Raw genomic sequence first — 21,958 nt, 5'->3', positions numbered from 1 at the left:
AGCGCAGCCGATGTACCCAGAATGTGTTCCAGAGCCGGCCCAGAACGGGGCACACCCTTTGGTCCGCCGATTACGTCCGTAGCCGGGCCGTGCCCGATTTCGGGTACGGGGGTTTGCCGGAGATCGCGCGGGTGGCCATGCTGGGTGTCGTGGGGGACGAGATTCCAGATGACCTGGTGCGCCATATTGTGCACACGACAGGCCTGCCCCCGGCCATTGCCGGGCGGGTCGTGTCGGATGTCATGGGGTATTTCGTCGAGACCACGGAAGAGTACGTGCGGCGCCGACACAGCGAATTGCGCGCGGAACAGTTGCCGAACGCGCGGATCTGGGCGGTGATCAGCGATGAACTGGATCTTCGCCCGGTCGCGGCTCCGCGACTGTCGGAGCGGCAGTTGCGCCGCATCGTCCACGGCTGAGCAGCGGAGGGCATGATCATGTGCGGGATCGTGGGATACGTCGGGGCGCGGAACGCTGTTCCGTTGCTGCTCGAGGGCCTGCATCGACTGGAATACCGGGGTTACGACTCGGCGGGCATCGCGGTGGAACGAGGCAGCGGGCTCGAGGTTGTCAAGGCCAAGGGCCGGGTCGCTGATCTGCGACGCATCGTGCCCGCCGGACTAAGTTCGCCCGCGGGCATCGCGCACACCAGGTGGGCGACCCACGGGGAGCCGAGCGATCGCAACGCCCATCCGCATCTCGATGAACGTCAGCGGATCGCGGTTGTCCACAATGGAGTGATCGAGAACTCCGCGCAGTTGCGAGCCCAGCTGACCGCTGAGGGGGTAACCCTTTCGTCGGACACTGACAGCGAGGTTCTCGCCCATCTGATCGCCCGGAGCGAAGCGCCGGCGCTGGAGGACGCTGTCCGTGATGCCCTGCGCCGCGTCGAGGGCACCTACGGGATCATCGTCATGGACACCGGGAGCCCCGGCGAGCTGGTGACAGCCCGCCAAGGCAGCCCGATCGCGCTCGGCATCGGCGACCAGGAGATGCTGATCGCCTCCGACGTCGCCGCGCTCGTGCGGTACCCGCAGCACGTGATCTACCTCGACGACGACGAACTCGCCACAGTGTCCGCCGACGGCTACCGCACCAGCACCCTGGAAGCCGAGTCCACCACGAAGTCCCCGACCTCGATCGCCCTCTCCTCCACGGAGTACGAACTGGGCGGCCACCCGGACTTCATGAGCAAGGAGATGCACGAGCAGAGCGAGTCCGTAGACCGCTGTCTGAGCGGCCGGCTCGACCATCGGTTCATGTCGGCCCGCCTGGACGGCCTCGGTTTGTCTCCCCGCGAGTACCAGCAGGTCCGCCGGGTCAAGCTGCTCGGATGCGGTTCTGCCTACTATGCCGGGCAAGTAGGGGCAGGCATGATCGAGGAACTGGCCAGGATCCCCGCGGACGCCGAACCCGCCTCCGAATTCCGCTATCGCAATCCGGTCGTCGACCCCGACACTCTCTACGTCGCGATCAGCCAGTCCGGCGAAACCCTGGACACCCTCGCCGCCGTGCACGAACTCAAGCGCAAGGGCGGCAGAGTCGTCGGTTTGGTCAACGTCGTCAGCAGCTCGATCGCACGAGAATGCGGCAGCGGCATGTTCCTGCACGCCGGCCCCGAGTTCTCCGTCGCGGCCACCAAGTCCTTCACCAACATGGGAGTAGCGCTGGCCTTGCTCGCCCTCGAACTCGGCCGGGTGCGAGACCTGTCCCTGAGCGAGGGCCGCCGCCTGGTCACAGAGCTCGCCGACCTGCCAGCCCGCATCAGCGAAATCCTCGCCGCGGAGGACGACATCGCCGCGATCGCCGCCCGCTACGCCGAGGCGGAGCACATGTTCTTCGTCGGCCGCGTGCGCGGCTGGCCGGTCGCCAGGGAAGGCGCGCAGAAACTCAAGGAGATCTCCTACGTCCACGCAGAGGCGTACCAGTCGTCCGAACTCAAACACGGACCACTGGCGCTGATCAACCCGCACATGCCCACCGTCGCGGTCGTGCCCGACGACGAACTGCTCGCCAAGAACATCTCGACCATCGAGGAAATCAAAGCCCGGGGCGGCCCGGTGATCGCGGTAACCGACGCCGACTTGCCGCCCGGGCTCGCGAACGACGTGATCAAGATTCCCCGCGTGCAGCCGGAACTCGCCCCGATCGTCCTGTCCATACCGCTGCAGCTGTTCTCCTACCACCTCGCGAAGGCACTCGGCCGCGACATCGACCGCCCACGCAACCTGGCGAAGAGCGTAACCGTGGAGTAGCCCGGATTTTAATCCGTAGCGGCGGCCTAATGGGGATAGCAATCGGCCGCCCGCTGACCTGTCGCGGAGGACTGGCTCCACCGCCGAAAGGTGAACCCGACACAAGGACTGCACCGGCATTTCGCAACGTCTCCGCCCTATGCTCAGCCACACCTCAGCCGCGCCGCCGAAGGCGCCACGTCGGACGGCGCGGGCTTCCATGGCGCCTGGCCCCACGCCGGCAAAACCGTCTTCACGCCCGGCACCCACTTCACGATGATGACCCGCCACGCGGCACGAACGGCCGCCCACATCGCCGAATGGCTTCACCGGTACGCCTGACAGCGGACTCGTGCGCGCGACTCGCCGCGCACCCGCGCGGAAAGGAGAAACGAGCGACCCGGCCGCGCTCCTCACCAACGGAACGAGCTGTTCCCGGCTCGACCCGGGGCCCGACCGGACGAGATCGCCCATGGTCCGCATCGAATCCGGCGAGCGCCGCATCGAGGCAATCGCCTCCTCGCCGCAACACCCGCCTTCGCACGCCAAGTACGCCGGCTTGCTCAAGCGCCGTCGGTCAACGCAGTGAAATAACGCCTAACCCTTCTCCGCCGGATCGGCGAGGAGCTGTTGCAGGGCGGAATCGGCCGTGACGTCTACGGCGTACCAGGTTGACGGATCGCCGCTGGGCGCGCTCCACGCCGCGGCCGCGCAGATACGAACAGTCTCGTCGAACCGAAGGCCCGGCAGCCGCCAGGTCAGCCCCGCCGGAGGGACGAGTTCGACACCGTACGGCGCATCGGCTCCGTCCCTCAGCTCATCAGCCCATCGACCAGGAAAATCCCGCCCGGCCTCGGCATCACGCCGTATCGCATCGAGGTCCGGTCCGCCAGCGCAAGAACGGAACCGGCGTTCTCGACGGTCACCGCCTCCAGCGACTCGCCGGGATCAGCTCCGACGGAAACGCCCGCGGGCACGTCGCGAAGCCGCAGGGAGAGTTCCAGTCCCGGCAGGGCACCGCGTGCTCGAGTCCGCCAGACCGCAGCCCACAACGTCACCGGCGCGAAATGCCCCGCAACCACCGCATCGATCCCCGGAAACAATGCTCACCGTGGCGGTATCGCCCTGAGCCGCGGTTGCTGCCGACCTCACCGACCGTCGGCCGACCTCGCCAGACAGCCCGGAAAGCGGTGTCGAACCGAGGCGCCCCGCCAGTGCGACAGTGCCGAGCGGTGTGACAACGGACGGCAGCCACTGAGGACACGGTCCCGTATTTCCGGATTCAATCTTCACGTTGCTGTTCTCAATGTTTGACGACGTCACGGCCTGATCGGGTAAATGTGCACCGCCCCGTCTTCCGCATATACGACCATTCCCTTGGTGGTCGGAATTCTGGTGCCCGTCCGGCCAACGTATATTCCGATCACGTTGCCTTCGCCGAAGTCTACGCGTTCCTTGAAGCCGGCATGACCGCGTGGGACGCCGCCGACCGGTTACGCGCTACGGCGGGAAGCTTGCGTGCTGGAGTCCGTGTCGTGGAATTTCGCTCGTCGGGGGCGGCGGTCACGGGAACTGAAGGGGCGGAGAGAGTGCTCAGCATTGTCGGCGCAGGTGGTGCTGTCTTCCGTTGAAGTTAAGGCTGGCTAGGTGCCGGTCCGCCCCGACGGTGCGCCTCAGCCGTCAAATGACAGCCGGTGCTGACGGCCACGCCGGTGTTTTTCCCCGTGCCGAAGCTAAGCAGCGCACCGTCGGTTTTGCCGTACACCACGTCGTGGTTGCTAGGGCGGTCGGAGAAGATTTTGGGCGTGGGATCGAAGCCGTATCCTGCGGCGATTTGTCCGACGAGGGCTTGGGCACGGGGCCAGTCGGCGTCAGGCAGGTTTCCTTCGGAATCCCAGCGGGGCAGGCTCAACTCCAGGCCGTCGGTGTCGAGTCCGGGGTAGTCGTTGCCGCAGCCGGTTCCGCTGAGTTCGCCTCCTTGTTCCCAGGTTCGGCCGAATTCGGCGGTGAGGCGTTCGCGGATGGTGGTGAGCATGGCGGTGTAGGCGGTTTGGGCTTGGTCGATGTCGGGTCGTTGCATGAGCTGGTCGTAGGCGCTGGACACGTCGGGTCCTTTCTGTCCGCAGCCAGCAAGCGCGAGCGCGGCGGCGCAGGCTGCTGCCCAGCGGCTCAGGCCGTGGTTGCGGTTTCGATGCGGGGGCATGGTGGCTATCTTAGTTTTTCCCGGGTATGCGGTATTCGAAGCCGGGTTGGTCCCGGAGCATGAATTGCGCAGGGGTGTTGGCGAGGAGTGCGGCGAGGTTGTGCTGGCTGGTGGTGCCGGGCTTGAGGTATTCACCCACGCTGGAGTGCCCGGTCGAGGCTTCCAGTGGCGGCCCGTCGATCGGGTGCGTGCGGTCGGTGGACATGTCGTGGACTCCGGGCAGGTGGGTGGGGTCGGTGCCGAAGACGCCGGAGTCGGCGACCATGTCGGCGTCATTTTTGAGGGCGTAGGACTGGCCGGGCGGGACTTTCAGGTCGGTAACGGTGTCGGTGCCGAGCCCGGGAGACCCGGCGAAGGCAGCCGCGTCGACTTCGACGTGACGCAGCGCCAGCCCGGTAGTAGTGGAGCCGTAGGAGTGTCCGAACGCGACCGTCCGCGCCGGATCCGGCCCGCGCGAGGTTTCCAGCCCTTCCAGGAACGGTGCCAGTTTCGCCGCACCGGCCTCGGCTTTGCCCGAGCCCAGCACGTCCAGGGACTGCGGCGCGTCATATCCCATCCACGTCACCGTCGCCGACTTTTCGCCGTTCCCATACCACGCTGCCATCTTGTCGGCTTCCTGGCGGATCTTGTCCATGCTTTTGTCGTAGTCGATCAGGTCGCCGCCGACTGAAGACCCGAACCCGCCGGTGAAAGTCATGACGTTTCGAGCGGTGTCGACATTGCCGTTCGCGATGGCCGCTCTCAGGTGTTCACCGCTGCCATCGAGCACCAAGAGTTGCCGTCCGCCAGGCAGGCGCACCGCCTTGTCGACCGTGCCGAGTTCGGCCAGCCGATCGTTGATCCGGTCGAGCTGGACTTTCAGGTCGTGGTGCTGGTTCTGCTGCTGCGGGTCGGACAGTTTCAGTCCGTCCATGCGCCGTTGGAGGTCGTCGCGTTGACGTCGCAGGTCCGTCTCCTGCTGTGCCAGCACCGCCCGGTTCGCTTTGTCCCTGGCCCAGCCCGGCAATCCGTCCATCGCGCCGACCATCCCCGGGCGGTCTCGGACGAGGTTGTCGCGTTCGCCCGGGGACAGGGTCGCCCACCAGGCAGAGGCTTGTGAGGGGGTCGCGTTCGCCGGAGGTTCGGGGGCGGTGATGCCGGGGGCAGCGAGTCCGTCCGCGGCCGCTGCGGCCACGGTGGACTCGTTGCCGGTGCCGAACTGTCCGGCGGCGGCGCGGTCGAGGACGGCCGCGAGGTCGGTGTCGATGTCGTCAGCGGTCCGCAGGATCTGCGCGACTTCGTCCACGAGCTGGGCGTGGATGCGTTCCCGGTCTTCGGGGTGCAGGTCCGCCGGCGGCTGCCCTCCGGCGTAGAGGTCGGTGATGCCGCCGGTGCCGGTGAGCCGGAACCCGTATTTGCGGGCCAGCTCGTCGGCGTTGCAGATCGCGGCCTGCACGGCGGCGATGGCGTCCGCGGCCTGACTGACGGCCTTGCCCAGGGCGGCGACTCCGGCGGCGTAGGTGTCCAGACCACGCATCAGCGCCTTGTGCTGCCCGGCAGCGGCGTCGGCCCCGCCGCCGGCCCAGTCCTCCATCGGCAGGAGCTTGCCGAACTCGTCGCCGTCGTGGACAAGGATCTGCCCCCGGATCTGCAACACGGAGAAGACATCGTCCAGCACGCCATGGTCCCAGGCGCGCACGTCAGCCAGCGACACCATCAGCGCGGCCCCGTCACCGTCGGGGCTTCCGGGAAGATCCCCGCCGCCGAACGGTCGCCCTTGCCGAACCGGTCGGCCGCGACACCCAGGTGTTCGCCGAACGCCCGCACCGACGAGCACCACTGGGCGAACGTGGTCGACAGCGATTCCTGGCAGTGCCCGGCCGCCCCCGCGGCCTTCCCGCCCTTGACCGCGACCCCGATCCGGCCGACCGCTTCGGCACAGTCCGCCTCGCCGAACCTGGCCGCCTTCGCCCTGGCCTTCCCTCCCGCCGCTCTCAACCTGTCCGGCACCGTCGTGAACCCCATGATTTCCTCCCTCGGTCGCCTCGTCACGCTAGGGGGAACACGACGGCGTGATCAACTTTCCGCACCCCCGAACAGGGGGCGTGACCCGCCGAAATGCGGACAGGTACCTAGCCGCGGCCGAGTAGAACTACTCAGCCGCCGACCGCGGAGCCGGTCCGCGTCGAGAGAAAGCAACACCGCCGGCCATCCGAGGGTCCCGAACTCCGTTGCATTCCCCGAGAACCGGGTGTTGCGACGGCGTCGACCACCCGCACGGCCCTTCAGAGCCTTCTCCTGTTGGCGTGCTTCCCCGTCCGCTCTCGTAGGCTCTGCCGGTTCAGTCGGGGAGGCCCAGTCCGTAGAACCTCGCCAGGTCCTCTGCCCATCGGCGGGACCGCTGGGGTGCGTTGGCCAGCTGTTGCTGTGCCCGCTGTTCGGGCGTGGGTATCGCGGGCGCGTCGTTGCGGGCGGTGCGCCGGGAGCGTCGCGCGGGGGCGGTATGCCGTCCGTTCCGTTGGTCCTTCATCGGCCACCCGCGCCGCACGTTGCGCATGTCCTCTCGCTCTGATCCGTTGTCACGGTCGCTGCCTTTCGTGCGGCTCGGCGGGGTGGTCCGGGGGCGCGTGTCCGTGCATGGCGAACCGGCGGAAGTGGTTGCGAAGTCGACCACGAGCTGATCGGGCCCGGCTCGCATTCCGGAACGGTACCGCTGTCGCGGGGTGCGCCGGGTAAGGCGCATCGCTCGCGTGGGCGGTCCCGCCCGGTTCGGGGTTGCGCGGCGTGGACGGGCTCGTCAGCGTCGGGCGCGGCATGGGGACCACCTCGGAGAGGCGGGCCCGTGCTCGGCCCGTTCTGGAGGCGGGTCGAGCACGGGCCTGGCGCGGCGCCGGGTGCGTCGGCTACAGCGACGAAGGGCACTGCGTCGGGGTCCAGCATGCCGTGAAGCCGGTCACGCGCTGGTCCGCCTCCATGACCGCGGCGCGCCTCCGGATCGCCCCCGGCAGCTGCCGTGCCAGCCGCGCATTACCAGGCCCGAACAGCCGCACGTCAAAGTTCGCGCACGCCGTCAAGATCCGCATGAATCCCCATTTCAACCTCTTGCCCCGGACGTTCAGGAGCAGGTTCCTGGGCATGAAGCTCGACTACTTCGATAATCGAACCCGCAGGAATATGAAGGTCCGCCAACCCGAAACCCCTCTGCTGAGCAACATTGGCGTAATTGTACAGGTGGGCAGTTTGCTGATACCGTGTTCCGTCCGGATGATGGAAAGCAAATTCGAACGTCACGTACCACTGTGGAGGAAGCCGGACGGAAAGCGTCTGATTAGCGTTGTCCCACCGCCACTGGCAAACGTAGTTCGTGGCCTCCGGATCGGCTGGAAGCTGGTTGCCCGGCCCATTCGCGATCCCCTCGAAGCAGACGTCGTCGGGAGTTCCGGCGGAGGCGCTCTGCGCGGTGACGCCGGCGAACGCGACCGCGATCGCGCCCGCCGCGATCAATCGCTTCCACGACTTCGGCCGATCGCGACGCGAGGACGCCTCCTCGACTTCGTCGACAACATTTCGTTCCATTCGCATTCTACACCTTCCTTGATGTCGAATTCCGATCCCGGGGCCCCACGGGATACAAATACCAGTAAACACCCCTCTTCGCCCGCCGTGCAATATTCGAACGAGTGAAAATAGTCGCACGTGCAGCCCAGGCAACCACTGCTCGGATTCTCGTGAGGTATCCATGAGCCCGGCCTGCGCGCAGCAGGCGGCCCTCGAACGCCGTCGACGGGGAGCGTCAGGCGTCTACCAGGCCCTGCTCGAGGATGATCATGCTCAGTTCGCGCCCGTGACCACGACACGCCGCCCGAGATCGCACAGCGCGGGCGCCGCACTGTCGGCGGCGTCGTGGCCGCTCGCTAAATGAGCGTGAGCACCCACGAGCCAGACAACGGGCAGCCAGGCCAGTCCGGCTGCCGCGTGATCGGCTTCGGCGGGGTCCATGCCGAACAGGCTCGGCGCAACCCGTCGCCGTGCTCGACACCGCCCTCCCCCCAGCCGGCGTCACCGCGACGACCTGCTCGCCCGACGAACAGATACGCGAACAGGGGGCAGAAGCCAGCAACGCCGCAGGATCCTCTGTCACGACGCGCGAACGCCATGATTCCCGGCTCAGCTTGGCGGCCGTCGGGGAGACCACGTCCCTCGCCGTCCGCCGAGAACAAGGTGACGAGTGCTATACCGAGTCAAGCGGGGCGCGAAAGGACTGTCGGCACGAACGGCGCTGCCGACTCTCATTGGCGCCCGCGGTAGAACGACCCAGCGCCGGACTTCTCCGAAGGCCCGAGCGCGGACCGCGCGGCCGAGTCCGAGGCTGTGCCGGTCGCCGAGTGGCAACTTCAGGCCGGCGACGCGGACGTCACATGGTCGTCGAGCAGCCACCGGCCGAGTGGCCCGTCAGGAGGGCCATCAGCAGCAGTTCCGGGCGGTGCCGGTGACACCGTGGTTCGCGAGCTGATGCCCTCAGCGGGTCATCTCGAAGCACCGGACCGCGACCGGGACCACGATGCGCAGCAAGCCGAACGGTCCCGGCCCAGTCGCGACTGGGCCGGGACCGGAGCCGGTCGCCGGATCTCGAACGCCGCGGGGCCAGGTTGATCGCCGCTGTCGGGCGACCGTCCGAAGAGGACCGCGGCGGACTGCTCGGCGACCCGGCTCGGCTGCTCCCGACGCGGCACCTCCCGCGGTTCGGCAACCAGCCCTGCTCGCGGCGAATCGCCTTTGGACAGATCCCGGCAAGAAGGTCACGGAGAACCCGAAAGCCAGGGCCGTCTACGGCTACCGAGGGGTCAGCCGCGGCATCGGGGCGGGAGGCCAGCCGGCCGTCGCAAGTCCTGAGCGACTGGCGGGCCAGGACGCGGAGAGGAGCCAGCCTCCGGCCTCCTACCCACCGAGACTCTTCACTACCGCGTCGTCGATGATCTGTTTCACCGCGTCGGTGGTGAGCGAGTTGTCCTTCGACAGTGCCGCGACGGCTGCGCCGAGGCCGGTGACCTGCGCGCCGAGCGTCTTGAGCTGGCCGACGATCCGGCGGGTGTTCTCCGCCGCGTCGTAGATCGGCGTGCCGTTCGCGTCCGCGTCGCCGTTGGTCGCGCTGTCCGGGTAGCGGGCGAGCACGGCCGCGACGTAAGCGGAGTTCTGTGCGATGGCCGACAACTGCGCGGCCTGGGTGCTGTCCAACTCTGATACCTCCGTGTCGATCAAATGAGCGGTCGTGTACGCCTGGTTCCAGTCGACGAGCCCGGCCGAGCCGGGAAGCGTGCCGTCGCTGCGGTACTGGTGGACGTCGTAACGGGTCCTCGCCGGCTTGGCGCCGTAGCGCGCGATCCAAAGGACCGGGTTTTCGGGCCAGTCCTCGACCCCGGTCTGCCCGGCGAGCGCGTCGTTCATGTAGATCGCGGGCCGGACGCCGCGCTTGAGCATCTCCGAGCAGTAGGCGCGGCCGTGGTCGGTCGCTTCCTCCGCGCTCCAGACATGGATCTTCGGATCGCTCTCGATGTCGCAGGCGGGTGCCACGCTGGTCCCGCCGAGACGCTGGCACTCTGCCCACAGCACGCGTGCCTCCGCGGCGCCGTCGCCGGGCTGGGCGTAGACGTATCCGCCGAACGGGATGCCGAGCTGCCGGAACAAGGCGGCGTGCGCGTCCGCCGTATACACCGTGCCATCGGCAGTTTTCGAGTATTCCTGTGCGCCGTCGGCCATCTTCAGCCAGCCGTATTCGACGCCGGGCAGCGACGTGACGCCGCGCTGGTAGTACGGGTGGAGATCCACCCCTAGGCCAGTGGGCACGCTTAACCTCCGGTGGTCGTGGAATGAGCTCGCGGGTGCGGGGCCCGGCGCGCACCTTGCCCTGGCACGTGAAACCGCCGGGACGGTGATGACGGCAGCGCGAAACCGTCCGGGCAGGCGGAGCTGGGGCACCCTTGTCGCCTTGCGCTCGTCGGGATCGGGCAGGCTCCGGGTTCCCCTTGTGTCCGGTGGGTCCTGCCGGGCCGATGTCTCCGGCTTTGCGGTGGCTCCAGAGGAGCCAGTGAGGCCGTCGAGACCTTGATAACCCTCAGCCGCGTGAGGGTCGCGACTGGGAGGCCCGCGACGGCGGACGGCAGCAGCGCCCGTTTCCGCAGCCGCGGGTCAGCCCGCGTTCCGGGTTGGCCGTGGGGTCTGGCCCCGTGGGGTGCGGGACCCGCCGAACCGGGCTCGGCGGCGGGAGCGCCGGTGCCGCCGGTCTCGTCGCACCGGCGTTGGTCCGGATTTCCTGGAGCTGATTCAATAATTAGCCAAATAAGATGATCCGGCGGCAACGCCGAAATGCGCCGCAGGGAACCTGCGTCAAGAATCACGAAATGACGAACGCCTGCGCGGCGGCGGGCCTTCACCCGGATCACCCCGAGCCCGTAGGCCGTGCCCGGCGGCCTCGCCGGGCACGGTCTACGGGCTGCTTCATTCGCGACGCGACGCCGGACGCGCTGCTTCAGGCGTTGTCGGGCTTGAGCGGCTTCGGAGGGGTCGGCACATCGGGCTTTCCGGGGTCAGGACGCTCGGGCGTATCCGGCTTCTTCGCCTCGGCGTGCAGATGCTTCGACGCTTCGGTGACGGTATCGAAAGCCACGTTGCTCGTCGTCTCGGGACTTTGGTCGGCCGCCTTCTGCTCGCCCGCGAAGTCCTGGTAATTGCTGAAACTCGCCGCCAGGAAAGATTTTGCGATCAAGAGCCCCACCGGCGACTCTTCGGTAACGATCTTCGGATCCTGCGGAGTGTCCGGGATTCCCTCGAAAAGCTCCGGGTCTGAATACTCGCGGATGGGCCATTCTCCGGGAATGAACCCGTGCAGGTAGTTCGCGGCCTGCTCCGCAAGCAGAGCTTCGGCGGCCGCACCCTTAAAGACGTTGTCGAATAGCATTTACAGCTCCACTCTTGACGGTCGATGCGATTGTCAGTACTTGTAGAGCGCAGTGGGCTCGCCGTCGTTCGAATTCCGCCCGGAGACAGTAAGCGCCTCCGGATTGAACACTTCGTGTTCGCCCGCCAGCGTGGACACCACCTCCGCCCAGCCTTTTTGAGCGTACACCTCGCCGTACTTGACGATTCCCAAGATCCGAATGTCGAATACGATCACCTGCGTGTACTCCGGAGGCTCGATATTGCCCGTCGGGTCAGCAGTCTGGACTTTTTTCCAGGTTTTGAGGGAATCGATGCTCTTATAGGCATAATCCTGACTGCCGAATTTGACTGGTTCCGGATAGTACAATGCGACGTAGCCGCCGAAAACGATGGGGATCGTGTAGTCGTACCGCCGGACCTGGCGGCGCTGGGACGCCCGCACCACCACCCTGGAGCCCACGGTGCCGCTCATCGTCGAGGTCTGCGTCCATCCGGTCCGCAGGGAGCCGCTGACCTCGCCCGTGATGCCGAGCATCAGTTCGGCAGACACTTCGCCGGTGCCGGCCCCTTCGCTCGTCGACTCGACAGTATTCGTCTCTTCACTGGACACCTCGGCATGAGCGTGCGACTCGCCTCCGGTCTCTTCGGGATGGTCGTGCATGATCTGCTCTACCGACGTCATCCCCGCACAGGTGTCTTCTTTGCCGACTTCGATCGTCTGATGCAATTCGGCGGACGCCGAATCGCCGAAGGTGAGTTCGACCGTCCCGTCAAGCGACCAGCTGATCTCGTTCTCGATGGAAAATTCCACTGAATTTTCCCAGTTCATCGGCTGCGGGTCGGTACGGTTCACGTAGACCTGCTCAGAGATCACATCGGGTCGGGGCTGCACGATATCCGACCGCTCGTCAATGAGCGGCTCGCCCTTGTTCATGTACGCGAGCCAGCCCCGCGCCCTTGCCGTACGTTCGCTGTCCGGGTAATCGCCGTACCGGACATTGTTGATCGAGAACCCCGTCGGCAGCACCTTCCGGTCGTTCCCGTCTTTATCTTTCTGCTGCGCCACCGCCCGTACGTAGTAGTCGGCCGTGTAATCGCTCCCGAGCGTTGACGCAGTATCCGGAAGCAGCCTTCCCGCCCAATTCCGGAATTCATCGACGCGGCCCGCGATATCGAGTTCCTGCAAGTTTCGCTCAGTCAGGACATATCGCAGATAACGCGAGGGAATGTACGTCTTCCCCATCGGATTGTTGGTAGCCATGCGTGCTCCAATGCCGAGTGTTTAGAAATGGCTTCTGAGTGGTTCGCGCATTGATTTCCTAAAACCTAACGCTACCCATTCTCAACTCGTTGTCAACGAGCATCGCCGGAACTGTCCGTATTGTGAATATCAAATGCAATTGTTCACGCCTTGCCGGAACTCGCCGAATCACCTGGACCGCCCGGTCGATGCGCCGCAGTTCCGAGAAGGCTGGCAGAGCCGGGTTTCCCGCTTCGCGCTTATCGGCCGGCGTGCAAATTTTCACCGAGCTTTGCTCACCCGGCCGTGAATGTCGCTGCGACCGTGAAGCGCCGGACGCCAAACGGCTGCCCGGCCCGGACTGCCTTGCCGCCAGTTCGATGCCACGACAACCAAGCCCTTCGCGCCCGCGATCGGAAAGCGACAGAACCAGCAAGCGGCGCACGGTCAACGGGTCGGCGAGTCAGTGGATGCCGGAACAATACTTGCCCGACGAGCAGGGCGGTCAGCCTCTCGATCGCGCTCGCCGGCCGCGCCGGCACGAGCCCGACCGAGCACACGCTCAACCCGTCCCGCAGAGCAGTGGCCATCTTTCCGGCAACGACGTGTCACCGCCCCCCTCATTCGGTCCTGAACGCAACCGCCGCGTCGACGCGCTGAACCCGCCGGGGCGGCAAGCGATTCCGCGCATCCAAATACCCGGAGGAGGAGCTGCTCGGCGCTCGCCGGGAACGGCTGGGAGGAAACACGAGATCCGACCGCTCCGGGAGGCCGGCCCTTCACTGGTCCCCTGCCCGTACTGAGTACGACGAATTCCCGTTTCGGCAGCCACAGCAGCGCCCGTTTCGAAAGCCACCCGAGAATAGCCGGGCATACCGGAGTCCAGATGAGATCCGGCACGCTTGTGTCCATCGCCCGGTCGGCAGCCACCCTAGGTTTCGCCGCCGTGGCTTGCGGCCACCGGGAGTCCGCGCCACCAGCCCGGTCACGTTTCCCGCCCGCACACACTCGATGGTGAAAAGCGGCGGCAGCAGGCGAGATCCGGCTCGCCGACGGTTCCCGGACGGAGGAGATCGCCTCGGCGGCGGGCGTCGCCAGGCTGGTCGGCGTGCCGAGCGCGTTGGAGGTCGCGTTACGCGTCCGGGCCGGGGATCAAGTCGCGGAGGAGGCGTGGGCGAAGTGCGTCGGCGTGCTTGCGGAAGCGCTCGCTTGGGCCACCCCGGTTTCGGACTGCCGGACGGTGGTGGTCGGCGGTGGGCTGGCCGAATCCGGCGCTCTGTTGCTTGACCCGTTGGCCGCGGCCGTGTCCGCTCGGCTCGCAGGCATCCGGCCGTCGGCCATCGCCGCGGCCCGGCACGGGGCCGCGGCCGTCGTCGGGGCGACGCTGCTCCCGCGGGAACTGGTCGGGTCATTGTCGTCGTGCCCCGTCCCGCAGTCGACGCGATCGATCGCGCCGCCGCCGGGGTCGTGAACGTCGCGGTCGCGCTCTCCGTGACGGCGCACCAGCGCATGCCCTGCTGCCGCTGCGCAAACCGGCCGACGACGCCTCGCCCTCCCCCGAGGGTGGTCGCGTCATCCCTTCCGGGCCAAATCCGAACCCGGCTGCAGCGCAATGCAATAATCAATGAGCGACGCGTGAAATATTCCCGCCTCGCGCAGGAAGCAGCCGGTTGACAAACCAGCGATTCACCTTGCCTAATGGTCCATACCAAAACGGTCCGGCCAGATTCCGAACAGGAGCGAACATGAAATCGTTCCGTTTCCCGCGCCGCTTAGCTGCTTTCGCGGTGATCGTCGCACTGGCCGGCTCCGCGGCACCGGCTCACGCCGAGAGCGTCTCGCCCGCCCAGTAGGTACAGCCCTTGGATTCGACGACCTTGGGCACGTATTCGGCAGCCGACGAGCAAGGTCAACGGATCCGGACGATCCTGCGGAACAGTTCTCGCTATCTCATCGGGCCAGCCTACGCCGAAACTTATCGAGAGTACGCAAAGGACGGTTATCTGGACCTCGGCGGGAAAGACGAGCGGGCGATCCGCGTTCCGGCGATGGCCGCGTTGACAACCGCGGTCGCGCTCAAACTCGGCGCCTACGATTCGAATGGCCTCTCGGCATCGAAAGCCACTGCCCGGCTTGTCAACCTGGTGCGCTCTGTGGCCGCGCGCCACCGGGTGAACAACGACAACACCGCGACGTCCTGGGGAGGCGACTGGCAGACCGCGCTGTGGGCTTACTACGCCGGGGCGGCAGCGTGGTTGACGTGGGACTCGCTCTCCGCTGCCGACCGGGAAAAGGTCGTCAGGATGCTCGTATTCGAGGCGAACCGGTTGACCACGGGCGACGACGTCCGTCTCGTCGGCGACGGTTCTTGGCAGCTGTACATGAAGCGACGCGACGGCAAGGTGATCACGCCAGGCGACAGCAAGGCCGAGGAAGACAGCTGGAATGCCGGGCTGCTCGGTCTGGCCGCCGCGATGCTGCCCGGAAGTCCCGACGCGCGGCGGTGGGCTCGCCGCAACAGCGAACTGCTGGTGGCCAGCGCCGCGCGACCAGCCGACCTCGACAGCACGAAGACGATCGACGGGATCCAGTTGTCCACCTGGCTGCAGGGGACGAACATCGAGGACGACGGCATTCTTCGCAATCACCATCGGGTGCACCCGCTCTACATGGCCGCCTTCGACCAGAACCTCTATCAGGGGGCCATCTCCGCCCTCGGGCGCACCTGCGCCCCTGGTGCGGCCTTGCACAATATTCCGATCGTGTACCGCGCACTGGTTGACCGCCCGTTCTCCGGGAAGACCATCTACACACCCGGCTCTCCCGCCATCAGCTATCCGGAGGGCAACGACTGGGGCACTGAGTTCCCGTTCTATTTCGGGAACTTCGACCTGCTGGTGTCTCTCTACCAGCAGGACAGCGGGTCATCGGTCGGCGCTAGCACGTGGGAGCGGCTGCACGACGAGAAGCAACTGGCCCTGCAAGCGAGGTTCCCCGACGGCCGCACCTACGACGGGACGGACGAGAACAACTACTTCGGCCGGGAACAACGCGTCGGCGCCATGGCGGCCCAGGCATTCTTGTCGCTGTGGATGGCCCGAAACTCGCTCGGTTCCAAGGTGTGCTGGACGACCGCCTCCGACTCCGCGACATCGACCGCGCCGACATCGTCCTCGGCGACGCCCTCGACTTCGCGGCCCGCCAACACGAGCCCGACGACGTCCGGCATGCCAGCGGACGCCCGGCGGCCGGCGGCTCCGGCGGCCGCAGCACCCGCAACCGGCCCGTTCTACCGCGGCCCGCTCGCCACGACCGGCGCGGATATCCGCGGCTACCTCATCGGCGGCGCGTTGCTGCTCATCGGCGGCGCGCTGATGGCGGCAGTGTCAATGCACCGCAAGCGATTTCGCCGAAGCCGCACAGTCCGGTCGCGAGCGGAAGCCTGACGGGAGCAAGGCCCGCGGACCCTCTACCTGGGTTGCCAACGACCTTTCCGAACGTCTCCCGCCATTGTGCCCAGTCGCACCCAGCACGCCGAGGTGCTCAAATGTGCTCCAGAGCCGATGGAGCTTTCACGCCGCAGATTCCGGGGCCGAGCCCTAAGCGGCTCACTACGATCGACGTCTGCGCATCGCGCAGGTGATCTTGTGCGAGTTCTCGTCTGAGGCTTCGACAACGCTGGTCGAAGGCCAGAGCTTGATACCTGGAATCGGCCGCCTGTATCGAGTCGTCGCGAGCAAGCGTCCGCGGTCAGTGAATAGTCCCCGCAGGCGGCCGGAGATGGCCCCGCTGATGGCCACCGGGATCCCCGTGGACGACCGGATATCTCCCCGGAAGACAGTCCGAGATGCTGTGCGGCGGTCGCACCGAGCACCGGGTTCGCCCGGTCGACGACTGCTTGCCGAAGATCGGGAAGCTGATGGTGCGCTCGAGGACAGGGCAAACGAAATCGCTGCCACAACCGGCAACGAAAAACGTCGCCACCAGATAAAGAGCACCCATCGATGCTCCGGTCAGGGCGCGGTCCTGGCCACCGCGATCGTGCTGGCTCCCGCGCCCGGCAGCGGGGTCGGCCCGAACCAGCCCAGGCAGACCACCATCGCGTCGTCTTCCGCTTGGGCGTGGTCGCGGCGGGTGGCGAGTTCTCGCAGGACCATGCCCGGCACGTGCGCCGCGGGCAGGTCGGCAGTGGTCACGACCGCCTCGGACAGTTCGCGGTCGCCGCAGAGTTCGCCGAGGAGGCCGGTCGCGTTGTAGACGCCGTCGCTGACGAAGACGAACCGGTCTCCGTCGAGCGCCTGGAATCGGTGCGGCACCGTTTCTAGCGAAGCTGATCCAGAGTCCGCTCGACATTGCGGCGCGTAGCCAGCGCGGCAGCCTCCGCGTCGCCGGCTTCGATCGCCTCCACCAGGTCGTGGTGGGCCTGGTGGAGGTCGTCCGTGCTGGTTTCGCCGTTGTCCAAGGTGGTGACATCGGCGGCCACGGCGCGCATGGCGTCGAGGAAGGAATCGAATACGTCGAGCAGCACCGGGTTGTGCGCGGCCAGGACGACTGCCCGGTGGAACGCGACGTCCGCGTCCAGCAGTTCGGGGAGCGAGGCGGCTCGGTCACGGGCCTTGAGCGCTTTGCGGAGCGCTTTGAGGTCCGCGGCGGTGCGTCGGGTCGCGGCGAGGGCACCCGCCTCGACTTCCAGGGCGACGCGGACCTCGTACACGTCGATCGCCGCGGCCGTGCGCAGTTTGCGGTCCAAATCGGACAGCGGGGTCGCCGAGGCGACGTAGGTGCCCGAACCCTGCTGGGAGTACAGCTGACCGGCGGAGATGAGAGCCCGGACGGCCTCCCTCGCCGTGGACCGGCCGACTCCGAGCAGTTTGCTCAGCTCGACTTCGTTGGGCAGCTTGGCCCCGACCGGCCATTCGCCCTCGCCGATCAGCCGGCGCAGTTCGGCCGTCGCCGCGTCGACCAGCGAGGTTCGCTGCACCGACCGGACCGTCATGTCAGACTCCCTTTTCCGCTTAGTACCCCGGCCAGCAAGGTATCAGGTCACCAGCTCCTCAGAGGGGTGCGCGGACGGCTGAACAGGCAGGACGCGGTCCCGCAGGCGGGTGCCGAACACCACGGCGATGAGGTACACCGCGAGCACCGCGCCCAGGGTGAACCGCAACCCCTCGGAGTCGGCCAGCCAGCCGAACAGCGGCGAGGTCAGCCCGCCGACCGACATCGCCAGGCCGAGCGTCAGCCCGCTGGCCGTACCGGGTCGCGTCGGCAGGTAGTCCTGGGCGAGCGTCACCTGGTTGGCGAACGGCAGGAACATCGCGAGTCCTAACAGGACGGTGCTGAGTTCCAGCACGGGATAAGCCGGGCTGAACACCACTCCGGCCAGCGCCGGAATGCCCAGCAGGTATCCGGCCCGGATCGGGGTCAGGCGACCGAACCAGTCGCCCAGCCAACCTCCGAGCACCGTACCCGCGGCACCGGCAAGCGTGAACGACGTCAGCGTCACCGCCGCGACTGCTGTCGAAGCGTGCAACTCGCGAATCGCGTACAGCGAAAGCAGCGAACTGACTGTCACATAAGGGATCGACCATCCGACCGTTGCCGCGACCAGCCTGCCGAAGGCCCGCCAGTCGTCCGAGACGTCCGTTGTGGACTGTCCGGCCGCGGTTCCGCTGGTGGCCAGCACGGGGACATTGCGGCGATTGAGCAACCACAGCAACGCCATCACCGCCGCCGGGACCGCCAGCAGGTAGCTTCCCGACAGGCCGAGCGAGCCGACGACCGCGGTGACCAGAGCGGGAGCGAGCGAACTGCCCAGCGTGCCGCCCACCGAGAACAAGCTCATGGCGCGTTGCGACCGGCCGCCCGCCGCCCGAGCCTGATTGGTCGCGGGCGGATGGTAGGCGGCCACGCCGATTCCCGCGATGGCAACGCAAATCCAGGTGAGCAGATAGCTGTCCGCGAAACCGGCGCCGGCGATTCCGGCGGCGGCCACGAGGAACCCCAGCGGGGCCAGCCAGTCTCGCCGGGACCGGTCGACGATCATGCCGAACACCGGCTGCACGACGCTGGACAAACCCGTTGCGGCCAAGGCGATTCCGGACACCGCCGCGTAGCTGTAGTGCCGCTCGCTCATCAGGAACGGCAGCAACGCGGGCACCGCGCCCTGGTACAGGTCGTTGACGACGTGGGTTCCGGTCAGGAAGCCCAGTTGAGCTTTTCTCATCGCCGTGCCCGCTCCAGTTGTGCCGCAACGGAAATGAGGGTCGTCTCGGCGCCGTAGCGGCCGGTGAGCAGCACCCCCGCGGGCAACCCGCCGGGTGTCCGGAGCGCCGGGGCGGTCAGCGACGGCTGGCCGGTGATGTTGGCCAGCGGCGTGAGCGGATGAAACTCCAGCATGTTCTCGAAGGTGCGCGCGGGATCCGCGTCGACGAGGCCGCCCACCAGCGGCGGCAGGGTGGCCGTGGCGGAACTGAGGACGACGTCGAACCGGTCGTAGCGGTCGGCGATCCGGCGGGCGGTGGCCTGCATCGACCCGAGCGCGGACATGAGGGTCACCGCGTCGTAGCCGCGTGCCTTCTCCCGCAGCCAGCGGGTCAGCGGCAGCAGGTCCTGCTCCCGTTCGGCGGGAACCGGCACCGACGCGGCGAGCACCGACCACACGACGGTGAAATCGTCGCGGTAGTCGTCCGGAACCGTCGGCGCGGCCTCCTCCACGTCGTGTCCCAGATCCGCGAGCAGCGCGGCAGTGTCTTCGCACGCCCGGCGGCACCACGGGTCGTCGTTCGGCTGCCCTTCGAGCACGCCGATCCGCAACCGGCCGGGGTCGCGCTCGGCGCTGCTCGCGAAGTGCCCGGGCGGGGTCGGCGGCAACTGGTGGGTGTCGCCGGGACGCGCGGTGCTCAGGACGTCCAGCAGCAGTGCGGCGTCCGCGACCGTGCGGGCGATCGGACCCGCGGTGGCCAGCCCGGCCGAATCCGGCCCGGGAGCGGGGCTCACCCGGCCCCTGGTCGGCTTGATCCCGACCAGCCCGCAGCACGCGGCCGGGATCCGCACCGAGCCGCCGCCGTCGCTGCCCTGCGCGGCCGGAGCCAGTCCAGCCGCGACCGAGGCGGCGGCCCCGCCGCTGGACCCGCCCGCGGTGCGCGCGAGGTCGTGCGGATTGCGGGCCGCGCCGAACACCGTCTCGGTGTAGGAGGAGCATCCGAACTCGGCCGCGTTGGTCTTGCCGAGCAGCACCATGCCCGCCTGGCGCAATTGCGTCACGACCGCCGCGTCCACTTCGGCGACCCGCTCGGCGAAGACCTTCGAACCCGAGGTGTAGCGCAGCCCCTTCACCGGCCAGGTGTCCTTCACCGAGACCGGCACGCCGCACAACACCGGCAGGTCCCGCCTGCCGGACAGAACGAGCGCCTCCGCCTCGCGGGCGGCCGCGAGCGCCCCCTCGTGGTCCACCGTGAGGTAAGCGCCCACTTCGTCGTTCTCGCGATCGATCCGGCCCAGGTACTCCTCGGCGAGCTCCACCGGGGACACCTCGCGGGCCCGCACCGCTGCCGCCAGCTCGGCCAGCGTCAGATCCGTCATCTCAACTCCTCATGTCATCTGAGGACTTGGACGGTAACCGACGCCGTCGGGTTAGGCAAGCCTTACCCGGCGGACTCCCGGCCGCCGCGTGCGTCGGGAATCCTCAGTGGACGGTGAATCCGCCGTCGACCGGAAGCGCGGTCCCGACCACGAAACTGGCCCCGGGACTGCACAACCACAGCACCGCCTCGGCCTGGTTCTCGACCAGGTCGGCCACCATCGGCGTATCGAGCACACCGGGGCACACCGCGTTGACGCGTGATAATTCGCACGCTCGGGCAAGCCGGCCAGCCCGCCCGGCCAGCGTTGTTGAACGCCATGTCCAGTCGGCCGTTCTCCGTCACCGCGCGTTGCACGGCCGCTGCCACTTGCTGCTCGTCGGTCACGTGCAGGCGACGCCGATCGCTCGCGGGCCGATCTCGTCGGCCACGTTGCGGACGGCGTCGCGGTCTAGGGGTTCATCATGGTTTCCTGGTTCACGGCTTCAGCAGCGTTTTGACGGCACGGCGCTCGTCCATCGCCCGGTAGCCTTCGGCGGCCTCCTCGAGCGGGAGGGTGAGGTCGAAGACGCGGCCCGGGTCGATCTCGCGGTCCCAGATGAGCCGGATCAGCCCGGGCAGGAACCGGCGCACCGGAGCGGGGCCGCCGAGCAGGTGGACCTCGGCGAAGAACAGTTCCTCGCCGGGAAGCTCTACGCCGTGCGCGACCCCGACGTAGCCGACGTGCCCGCCGGGACGCGTCGAACGAATGGCCTGCATCATCGATTCCTGGGTGCCGACCGCTTCGATCACACTGTGCGCGCCGTATCCGCCGGTGAGTTCCTTGATCCTCGCGACGCCCTCGTCACCGCGCTCCGCGACGATGTCGGTCGCGCCGAATTCGCGGGCGAGCTGCTGCCGCGACGCGTGCCGCGACATCGCGATGATCCGCTCCGCGCCCAGGTGCTTGGCGGCCAGCACGGCGAGGAGACCGACCGCGCCGTCGCCGACCACGGCCACGGTTTTGCCCGGCCCGGCCTCCGCGGCCACGGCGCCGAACCAGCCCGTTCCGAGCACGTCGGACGCGGCCAGCAGGGAGGGAATCAGGTCGTCGTCCGGCATTCCGGGGGTGGCGACGAGGGTCCCGTCGGCCAGCGGCACCCGCAGGTACTCCGCCTGCGCCCCGCCGGCCCCGACGTACTCGACATGCGCGCACCGCGACTGATAGCCGGCTTCGCAGATCTCACAGGTGTTGTCCGAGGCGAAAAACGACCTGACGACGAAGTCGCCGACCGCGAGGTTCTTCACCTCGTCCCCGATTTCGGCGACGACACCGACGTACTCGTGCCCCATCGGCGTCGGCCCGGCCACCTCGTTGACGCCGCGGTAATCCCACAGGTCCGAACCGCACACGCAGCTCGCCGACACGCGCACGATCGCGTCGGTCGGCGCGACGATGACGGGGTTTTCGCGCTCTTCCACTCGGACGTCGCCCGGGCCGTACAACACAGTTCCACGCACTTGGCATTCCTCTTTAGACAGGTCTTCGGGGGTGGCCTCTTCACCGTCCGTCATCTCGCGACGGCCTGCCAGGCACTGTCAGAACCCCCCAGAACGGCCGCCTCGACCTGCTCGCGACCCAGCGAGTCAGCACCGACGAAAGATCAGATGTAAAACACCCCGCCGTCGACCTGGCACACTGCGCCAAATCGGGACAGATTCCCCGGGATATCCTTGATTCACGGCGACTTCCCACCTCCGGAAGCCACCCGTACACCTCCTTGACTGCCGATGCGCCCTCCTGCAT

General features: G+C 67.5%; 18 protein-coding genes and 2 pseudogenes. 4 read left to right on the top strand and 16 right to left on the bottom strand.

Translation table 11 applies throughout. From position 1 onward, the window contains the following. Nucleotides 1–137 precede the first annotated feature (137 nt). Together SSMG_RS12465 and glmS are read left to right on the top strand one after the other, a co-directional pair. Complete coding sequence (locus tag SSMG_RS12465; RefSeq protein WP_037717030.1) at nt 138–419, top strand: hypothetical protein; 282 nt, start codon at nt 138–140, stop codon at nt 417–419. A gap of 18 nt (nt 420–437) precedes the next feature. Beyond that, complete coding sequence (gene glmS, locus SSMG_RS12460) at nt 438–2,255, top strand: glutamine--fructose-6-phosphate transaminase (isomerizing) (protein WP_009076210.1); 1,818 nt, start codon at nt 438–440, stop codon at nt 2,253–2,255. 791 nt (nt 2,256–3,046) lie between these two features. Here glmS and SSMG_RS44300 read toward each other — a convergent pair. From SSMG_RS44300 to SSMG_RS12420, 10 genes and pseudogenes are all read right to left on the bottom strand, one after another. Next, nucleotides 3,047–3,316, bottom strand: coding sequence for a hypothetical protein (locus SSMG_RS44300; RefSeq protein WP_037713465.1), 270 nt, complete (start codon nt 3,314–3,316; stop codon nt 3,047–3,049). Nucleotides 3,317–3,553: 237 nt separating this feature from the next. Continuing rightward, nucleotides 3,554–3,697, bottom strand: a pseudogene (locus tag SSMG_RS47600) (polymorphic toxin type 50 domain-containing protein); the annotation flags it as partial. 170 nt (nt 3,698–3,867) lie between these two features. Beyond that, the gene (locus tag SSMG_RS43340; protein WP_009076203.1) at nt 3,868–4,437 is read right to left on the bottom strand and encodes a lipoprotein; all 570 of its coding nucleotides are present in this window, start codon (nt 4,435–4,437) and stop codon (nt 3,868–3,870) included. Nucleotides 4,438–4,447: 10 nt separating this feature from the next. Continuing rightward, on the bottom strand, nt 4,448–6,133 hold the full coding sequence (locus SSMG_RS12445; protein ID WP_050788159.1) for an alpha/beta hydrolase: 1,686 nt from the start codon (nt 6,131–6,133) through the stop codon (nt 4,448–4,450). Then, nucleotides 6,133–6,441 carry a hypothetical protein gene (locus tag SSMG_RS12440; protein WP_037713460.1) on the bottom strand — a complete coding sequence of 103 codons (309 nt, stop codon included), beginning with the start codon at nt 6,439–6,441 and terminating at the stop codon, nt 6,133–6,135. The genes SSMG_RS12445 and SSMG_RS12440 overlap by 1 nt, the downstream gene beginning before the upstream one ends. A gap of 1,026 nt (nt 6,442–7,467) precedes the next feature. Beyond that, a complete protein-coding gene (locus tag SSMG_RS45315; RefSeq protein WP_009076198.1) occupies nt 7,468–7,998 on the bottom strand; it encodes a hypothetical protein in 531 nt (176 codons plus the stop codon). A 249-nt stretch (nt 7,999–8,247) separates the two neighbouring features. Continuing rightward, nucleotides 8,248–8,415 (bottom strand): hypothetical protein, encoded by a 168-nt coding sequence (locus SSMG_RS45310; RefSeq protein ID WP_158688013.1) that lies wholly within the window; start codon nt 8,413–8,415, stop codon nt 8,248–8,250. 939 nt (nt 8,416–9,354) lie between these two features. Beyond that, nucleotides 9,355–10,260 carry a GH25 family lysozyme gene (locus SSMG_RS42315; protein ID WP_158688012.1) on the bottom strand — a complete coding sequence of 302 codons (906 nt, stop codon included), beginning with the start codon at nt 10,258–10,260 and terminating at the stop codon, nt 9,355–9,357. Between the two features lie 682 nt (nt 10,261–10,942). Then, nucleotides 10,943–11,371, bottom strand: a complete 429-nt coding sequence (locus tag SSMG_RS12425; RefSeq protein ID WP_009076194.1) for a hypothetical protein — start codon at nt 11,369–11,371, stop codon at nt 10,943–10,945. Nucleotides 11,372–11,404: 33 nt separating this feature from the next. Next, entirely contained in the window at nt 11,405–12,595 is a 1,191-nt protein-coding gene (locus SSMG_RS12420; protein WP_158688011.1) for a gluconolaconase, read from the bottom strand. 1,036 nt (nt 12,596–13,631) lie between these two features. On the opposite strand from SSMG_RS12420, the gene SSMG_RS12415 reads away from it, so the two are divergent. Together SSMG_RS12415 and SSMG_RS12410 are read left to right on the top strand one after the other, a co-directional pair. Then, entirely contained in the window at nt 13,632–14,063 is a 432-nt protein-coding gene (locus tag SSMG_RS12415; RefSeq protein ID WP_078560761.1) for an ROK family protein, read from the top strand. Between the two features lie 391 nt (nt 14,064–14,454). Beyond that, complete coding sequence (locus tag SSMG_RS12410) at nt 14,455–16,038, top strand: hypothetical protein (RefSeq protein ID WP_009076188.1); 1,584 nt, start codon at nt 14,455–14,457, stop codon at nt 16,036–16,038. A 567-nt stretch (nt 16,039–16,605) separates the two neighbouring features. Here the strand turns inward: SSMG_RS12410 and SSMG_RS12405 are convergent. From SSMG_RS12405 to SSMG_RS12380, 6 genes and pseudogenes are all read right to left on the bottom strand, one after another. Further along, nucleotides 16,606–16,908, bottom strand: coding sequence for a SpoIIE family protein phosphatase (locus SSMG_RS12405; protein ID WP_009076186.1), 303 nt, complete (start codon nt 16,906–16,908; stop codon nt 16,606–16,608). A 5-nt stretch (nt 16,909–16,913) separates the two neighbouring features. Then, nucleotides 16,914–17,588 (bottom strand): FadR/GntR family transcriptional regulator, encoded by a 675-nt coding sequence (locus SSMG_RS12400; RefSeq protein WP_009076184.1) that lies wholly within the window; start codon nt 17,586–17,588, stop codon nt 16,914–16,916. 42 nt (nt 17,589–17,630) lie between these two features. Further along, entirely contained in the window at nt 17,631–18,815 is a 1,185-nt protein-coding gene (locus SSMG_RS12395) for an MFS transporter (protein ID WP_009076183.1), read from the bottom strand. Beyond that, a complete protein-coding gene (locus SSMG_RS12390; protein ID WP_009076181.1) occupies nt 18,812–20,173 on the bottom strand; it encodes an amidase in 1,362 nt (453 codons plus the stop codon). The genes SSMG_RS12395 and SSMG_RS12390 overlap by 4 nt, the downstream gene beginning before the upstream one ends. Before the next feature lie 103 nt (nt 20,174–20,276). After that, a pseudogene (locus tag SSMG_RS46815) lies at nt 20,277–20,615 on the bottom strand (SDR family oxidoreductase); the annotation flags it as partial. Nucleotides 20,616–20,649: 34 nt separating this feature from the next. Next, the gene (locus SSMG_RS12380; RefSeq protein ID WP_009076179.1) at nt 20,650–21,672 is read right to left on the bottom strand and encodes a zinc-dependent alcohol dehydrogenase family protein; all 1,023 of its coding nucleotides are present in this window, start codon (nt 21,670–21,672) and stop codon (nt 20,650–20,652) included. Nucleotides 21,673–21,958: the final 286 nt, after the last annotated feature.

The sequence above is a fragment of the Streptomyces sp. AA4 genome (assembly GCF_000158875.1).
Classification (GTDB): Bacteria; Actinomycetota; Actinomycetes; order Mycobacteriales; family Pseudonocardiaceae; genus Amycolatopsis.
This window is presented reverse-complemented; position numbering and strand designations above follow the sequence as displayed.

Coding starts and splice junctions, on each gene's coding strand:
- SSMG_RS12390 (WP_009076181.1), bottom strand. CDS start 20,173: ATGACGGATCTGACGCTGGCCGAGCTGGCGGCAGCGGTGCGGGCCCGC.
- SSMG_RS12425 (WP_009076194.1), bottom strand. CDS start 11,371: ATGCTATTCGACAACGTCTTTAAGGGTGCGGCCGCCGAAGCTCTGCTT.
- SSMG_RS12395 (WP_009076183.1), bottom strand. CDS start 18,815: ATGAGAAAAGCTCAACTGGGCTTCCTGACCGGAACCCACGTCGTCAAC.
- SSMG_RS12465 (WP_037717030.1), top strand. CDS start 138: ATGCTGGGTGTCGTGGGGGACGAGATTCCAGATGACCTGGTGCGCCAT.
- SSMG_RS45315 (WP_009076198.1), bottom strand. CDS start 7,998: ATGCGAATGGAACGAAATGTTGTCGACGAAGTCGAGGAGGCGTCCTCG.
- SSMG_RS43340 (WP_009076203.1), bottom strand. CDS start 4,437: ATGCCCCCGCATCGAAACCGCAACCACGGCCTGAGCCGCTGGGCAGCA.
- glmS (WP_009076210.1), top strand. CDS start 438: ATGTGCGGGATCGTGGGATACGTCGGGGCGCGGAACGCTGTTCCGTTG.
- SSMG_RS12445 (WP_050788159.1), bottom strand. CDS start 6,133: ATGGTGTCGCTGGCTGACGTGCGCGCCTGGGACCATGGCGTGCTGGAC.
- SSMG_RS12440 (WP_037713460.1), bottom strand. CDS start 6,441: ATGGGGTTCACGACGGTGCCGGACAGGTTGAGAGCGGCGGGAGGGAAG.
- SSMG_RS45310 (WP_158688013.1), bottom strand. CDS start 8,415: ATGGACCCCGCCGAAGCCGATCACGCGGCAGCCGGACTGGCCTGGCTG.
- SSMG_RS12420 (WP_158688011.1), bottom strand. CDS start 12,595: ATGGGGAAGACGTACATTCCCTCGCGTTATCTGCGATATGTCCTGACT.
- SSMG_RS12400 (WP_009076184.1), bottom strand. CDS start 17,588: ATGACGGTCCGGTCGGTGCAGCGAACCTCGCTGGTCGACGCGGCGACG.